At 41.0% G+C, this 5,360-nt stretch carries 4 protein-coding genes and 1 pseudogene; 2 read left to right on the top strand and 3 right to left on the bottom strand.

What is annotated here, in order from left to right:
- Nucleotides 1-558 (bottom strand): competence/damage-inducible protein A (locus tag WKF69_RS10355; RefSeq protein WP_340381628.1); only part of this gene is annotated, 558 nt, incomplete at its 3' end.
- Between the two features lie 3 nt (nt 559-561).
- Nucleotides 562-3,183, bottom strand: a complete 2,622-nt coding sequence (locus WKF69_RS10350; protein ID WP_340381627.1) for a putative LPS assembly protein LptD — start codon at nt 3,181-3,183, stop codon at nt 562-564.
- A gap of 56 nt (nt 3,184-3,239) precedes the next feature.
- Between WKF69_RS10350 and WKF69_RS10345 the strand changes: the two genes are divergently transcribed.
- On the top strand, nt 3,240-4,109 hold the full coding sequence (locus WKF69_RS10345) for an N-acetylmuramoyl-L-alanine amidase (protein ID WP_340381626.1): 870 nt from the start codon (nt 3,240-3,242) through the stop codon (nt 4,107-4,109).
- 79 nt (nt 4,110-4,188) lie between these two features.
- Complete coding sequence (locus WKF69_RS10340) at nt 4,189-5,133, top strand: MlaD family protein (protein WP_340381625.1); 945 nt, start codon at nt 4,189-4,191, stop codon at nt 5,131-5,133.
- Nucleotides 5,134-5,236: 103 nt separating this feature from the next.
- Here WKF69_RS10340 and WKF69_RS10335 read toward each other — a convergent pair.
- Nucleotides 5,237-5,360 (bottom strand): annotated as a pseudogene (locus WKF69_RS10335) (ribonuclease Z); the annotation flags it as partial.

Genomic DNA, 5,360 nt, shown 5'->3' with positions numbered 1-5,360 from the left:
TCCCGCTGTGAGTATAGTGTGGTGAACGATCGACTCTAACTGAAACGACTCCTTGATTTTGGGAATTACCAGTTCTTCCATCATATACATCATCTCAAACGGAACTCCCGGCATTGAAACGTATACCTTGCCATCGTTTTCTATCCACATTCCTGGCGCTGTGCCGTTCAAATTAAGTAAGGTTGTACAGTTTTCGAGTACTTCAGCCTGCCTGAGATTAGTTTCCAGCATCGGTGAATTATACTTTGAAAAGATTCGCTTTACATTTTCAAGCGCGCCTTCGTCAGTCCGGAGACCAACATTAAAGTATTCAGCGAGTGTCTTTTTTGTGATATCGTCTTTTGTGGGTCCGAGACCGCCTGTTATGAGGATGATATCTGCCCTTTGGGATGCCTCGTTCAGTGAATCTAAAATGTGCTGCTTCTCATCAGAAACAGACGTGATCTGCTTAACCTTTATTCCAGCCATATTTAACTGTTGAGCCATCCAAGCAGAATTAGTATCAACGATCTGTCCGATGAGTATTTCATCGCCAATGGTTATTAGTTCGGCTAACATAGATTAGAAATTATTGTAAAAATCGCGGCGTTTGCTCAATTTTAGGTCCTGGAGTATTGAAGCTTTAACCCGAAGGTCCATACTGTAAAACTTGTAAGGCCCTATAGGCGACCATCTGAATGACAGATCCCAGCAATGAAGGTCTCTGTAGATCGAGAATGTTGTAAGACTGAGATCGTTTCGCTGGAAATCATAACCTGAGGTATACTGAACTTTCCATTTAGGGGTTACATTGAAATCTCCATAAAAATTCAGAGTATTGGTAACAACAGACTTTAATCCATTTTTGGAGTAATTAAAGCTGTAAGCTGCACTTATATTCCATGGTACATTAAAGTCAACGAACGCATTTGGATCCCTGCTGATGGCATTTAGTTCATCCTGTTGTTGGAGTGTTAAATTTTGTTTCCCTGCTTCTATCTGATTCAGATTCTTGTTTCGGCTTTTGATCGCAGTTGAATTTAGACTGAAATCTGTAGAGAGGCCAAAACTTGTAAGCCTTGCGAGGCTTCCGTTATTTATAGTAAACCTGTCTATCCTGTTGCCAGTACCATCAAGTTTATAAGGGTCTAATGTACCATAAAAGTTAATCCCCATTTTTTGTTTAAACAGGGCTGTTCGTCCTGAAAACCCGATTGTCGATAACTTGAATTCTTCGGCGGCAAAATTATACGCACCGGAAAAAGTTAAACTCTGAAGTATAGGAATATTAACGGAGCTTTTGGTAGAATCAGCGGTTGACCGAACCTTTGCTTCGACATTATTGTCGAGACTAAATCCTATCCCTGCAACTCTTCCCACTGAAGGCGCTCCGAAATAAGCCCCTTCATAAATCGAATACCGAGTTGCCACCCGGGCGGTATCATTCTGTAAATTACGGAAAAAACCAAAGCGATCAGATCCAAAATCAGGCTGGTAGTTTACGCCAACTGAGGGTGTCATCACGTGACGCAAAGCCATTAACTTCCCTTTCTTGAAGTTAAATTTACCATACACCTTGGTTGAAAATCCACTGTTAATACTGTAGTCGTAAACCCTGCTGAATCCACCTACTGTATCAGTAACCGATGCGAAACCTGAAGCAACCGGAGCCAGGCGTTTCCTGATCGTTTGCAGGTACCATTTTTCACTGTAGTTCAAACTTGAATTAAACTGGAAAAACTTCGCCACGTTTAACGACATTGATATAGGAATATCATGCCTTAACCCGTTCTGAAATTTCCTCAATGTTTCCTTTTTGAAAAGCAGGCTTTCCGTCGTATTGATCAGATTGGTTCCCTGCATGGTATATCCAAGACTGATTCGCTGAAACCATTTCTGCTCTCCAGCGCGGTCTTTGCTATCAAAAGGATTGATAGTAGTCATGCCCAGGTTGAATTGCGGTAATTGCAGCGACACGGTTTTCTGTTCGATATCCTGGCTATGCGTTAAGCTGGACGTAAAATTGAACAGACCATCATGGAAAACTTTCCCATAACTAATACTTGACGAGAGTGTATTACGGGCTATTTCTGTCGGGTTGTATGAAACTGCTCCGGGCGCATTCCTGAAAAATGATCCTGTACCTGCATTTACTGACGCACTGAACGTGGTACCCGGGTTTGCTAGGGGGCTTTGCGAATGGCTCCAGGTTAAATTAAAATCTTTACTGGGATGTTTGAAAGCTTCGGTGCCTTCAACCCCGTTTTTTGTTGACGCAAACCGGAAGTTTACGCTTCCATCGTATTTATAGTTCTTACGGTAACGTGCGGCCGAGCTCAGCTCGTATGATCCTTTAGAATATAAAGTACCGCGGGTGGCCAGATCCCAGTAATCATTTAATCCGATATAATAACCCAGGTCTCTCATAAAAAAGCCCCTAAGATCCTCGCCGAAGGTGGGAAACAGAAGCCCCCCTGAACGTTTGTTCGGCTTTGGAAAAAACCCAAAAGGAATTCCCAGGGGTAATGGAACTCCTTCGATATCAAGATATGCAGGGCCAGTGATGATCTGTTTTTCGGTTACGATTCCTCTTGTGATATTAATACCAAAGTGATTGTGAGGATAAGGCAGACTACATGAGCTGTAAACTCCGTGTACAAAGTTTCCTTCGCCATATTCATTCTTTTTAAATTGCTGCGCCTGAAGATAACCGCCCTCTGCCTCTGTATAAACACCGTACGATTTTCCCTTTTTACTTTTATAGTTGAAGAACAAGGAGTCTGTTGTTATGGGTTGCTCTGAGCCTTGTTTGAATAAGGGCCTGCCGGTATATCTTTTCGTTTTTGCATTGATCAACCCTTTGGCAAAGAGGGTGTTGTTTTTCTGATCGTATTGAATATAGTCGGCATCAAGTTCCATATCCTGATACTTCACTCTGGCCTTACCATACATTTTAACTATATTGGTTTCACGATCTGAGATGATTGAGTCTTCCGCAGAATAAGTGACTTCGGATTCTAGGGCTGATTTGCTGGTTGACTTTTTTACAGAATCGATTTTTACAAGAGGCAACTGCAATGTTGTATCGCGTTTTGCGTTATCAGGACGAACAATAAGCTGCTGCGCATACACCGTCGGATGAAAATACCCCAGGCACATCAGCACTATAGAAAAATGAAGAAAAATGGGTCTAATAAATTTCAAATTCGATGTTGAATACTATTTTTGCAACGATAGATAATAATATACGCTCAAAATTAATGAAAAATATACCATTGATTAGATACATTTACGTATTACTGCCTGTCTCACTTTTAATAATTCTTACTTCTTTTACAACAAAAGCCGCTAATGTACCTTACCGTATCAAGACAATCGTGATAGACGCAGGGCATGGTGGTCACGACGGTGCGACCAGAGGTGTTTTTTCAAAAGAAAAAGACATTGCCTTACAAGTTGCATTAAAGCTCGGAAAAGCTGTTTCAGCGAATTTAAAAGAAGTTAAAGTAGTTTTTACAAGATCAAGTGATGTATTTGTTCCGCTCTTTGAACGCATAGGAATTGCGAATAATATAAAGGCGGATTTATTTATATCTATACATTGTAATTCGATGCCTATAAAAAGGGTGATAGTGGGCTATGGAAAAGATAGCCGCGGACGTAAAATACCTAAATACGCAAATAGACAGAGCACGTCGACACGGGGAACTGAAACATTTGTTTCTGGTTTCGGACGCTTAGACGAGCAGGATGTGGTTATTCGGGAAAATGAGTCTATACTCCTTGAAAAAGATTATAAGAATAATTACGAAGGTTACGATCCGAAAGATCCGGAAAGTATTATCATGCTTTCTTTAATGAAGAACGCGTTTCGTGAGCAAAGTATAAAACTGGCATCTTATATGCAGGATGAATACGTGCTTGCGGGCAGAACTGACAGAGGTGTTAAAGAACAAAGCCTTGCTGTGCTTGCGAAAGCCGGAATGCCCGCGGTACTAACAGAAATTGGTTTTGTATCTAATCCTGAGGAAGAAGAATATATGAATTCAGAGGCTGGTCAAAACGAAATAGTAAATAATTTGTTAAAAGCAATCCAGACTTATAAAAAACAGGCGGAACTTACGGATTAATAATATTATTGCAATAAGAAACCAGACCGCTGATTAATAATTATATTTAGAATAACTTAGGCCCGATAAGCAAGTTTAAATGAAGATAACAAACGAAACCAAAGTAGGAGTATTAGCAGCAGTATCAATCGCAATATTAATCATCGGGTACAGTTTTTTGAAGGGCAATGATGTATTTTCCAGCGAGAATGAATTTTATGCTCGTTATGATCGCGTAGACGGTCTTGCAATCTCCAAGCCAGTACTCGTTAATGGTTATCAGATTGGCAGGGTTTCAGACCTTACCTTACAGCCTAACGGACAGATCCTTGCTCAGTTTAAGATTGATCCTGAGTATGCAATCCCGAAAAACACTATAGCAAAACTGGAAAGCACAGACCTGCTTGGAGGAAAAGCAATTGTTTTTGAGTTGGGTACCGGAAGTGATTTCGCCGAAGACGGTGACACCCTTAACGCAAACATTCAAATGAACCTGACAGATCAAATTGAGCCAATCCAAAAAAAGGCTGAACAGATCATTGCCAGAATGGATTCAGTACTAACCTCAATTAATGCAACCTTAAGCCCGGAGTTCCAGCGTAATTTCGATAGAAGCTTTGCAAGTATTGCACGAACTCTGGAAACGATGGAACGAACCACCAAAACAGTGGATGGTTTAGTAACCTCTCAAAGTGTTAAAATTGCCGGTATCATGAGTAATCTTGAATCCATAACTGGTAATTTCAAGAACAACAACGCGAAGATCACTAACATCATGAGCAATTTTGAGAAGCTTTCAGATGATGTGGCCAAAGCAAACTTCGCCCAAACTATCGCAGAAGCCAACAAAGCCGTCGCTGACCTTCAGGTTATAGTGAATAAAGTCAATACAGGCCAGGGAACGCTCGGACAACTCATCAATGATGAGAAGATGTACAACAACCTCAATAACGCTGCTGCAAACCTCGACAAGCTTATGATCGATCTTAAGGCTAATCCTAAGAGATATGTTAGTTTCTCTGTGTTTGGAGGTAAGAAGGATTAGGGTCAATAGGATTAATAGGATGCTGGGCGCAGAATCGTGCTTAAGTGCGATACACGTCCATATTAATCTCTAACAAGTCTTGGCTCTTGGTTCTTGGCTCCTCTTATATCTCAAACGTCATTCCCTCAATAGCCAGGAAAGTGTTTGGAAATATCGTCTTCGCTTCCGCCAGCAATGGATCTAGTTCACGGTAACGCGCGGAGAAATGGCCAATAAGAAGTTTCTTT

Source organism: Daejeonella sp. (assembly GCF_037719425.1).
Taxonomy (GTDB): domain Bacteria; phylum Bacteroidota; class Bacteroidia; order Sphingobacteriales; family Sphingobacteriaceae; genus Daejeonella.
Note: the sequence above shows the minus strand (reverse complement) of the source record. Positions and strands in the feature narration are given on the sequence as shown.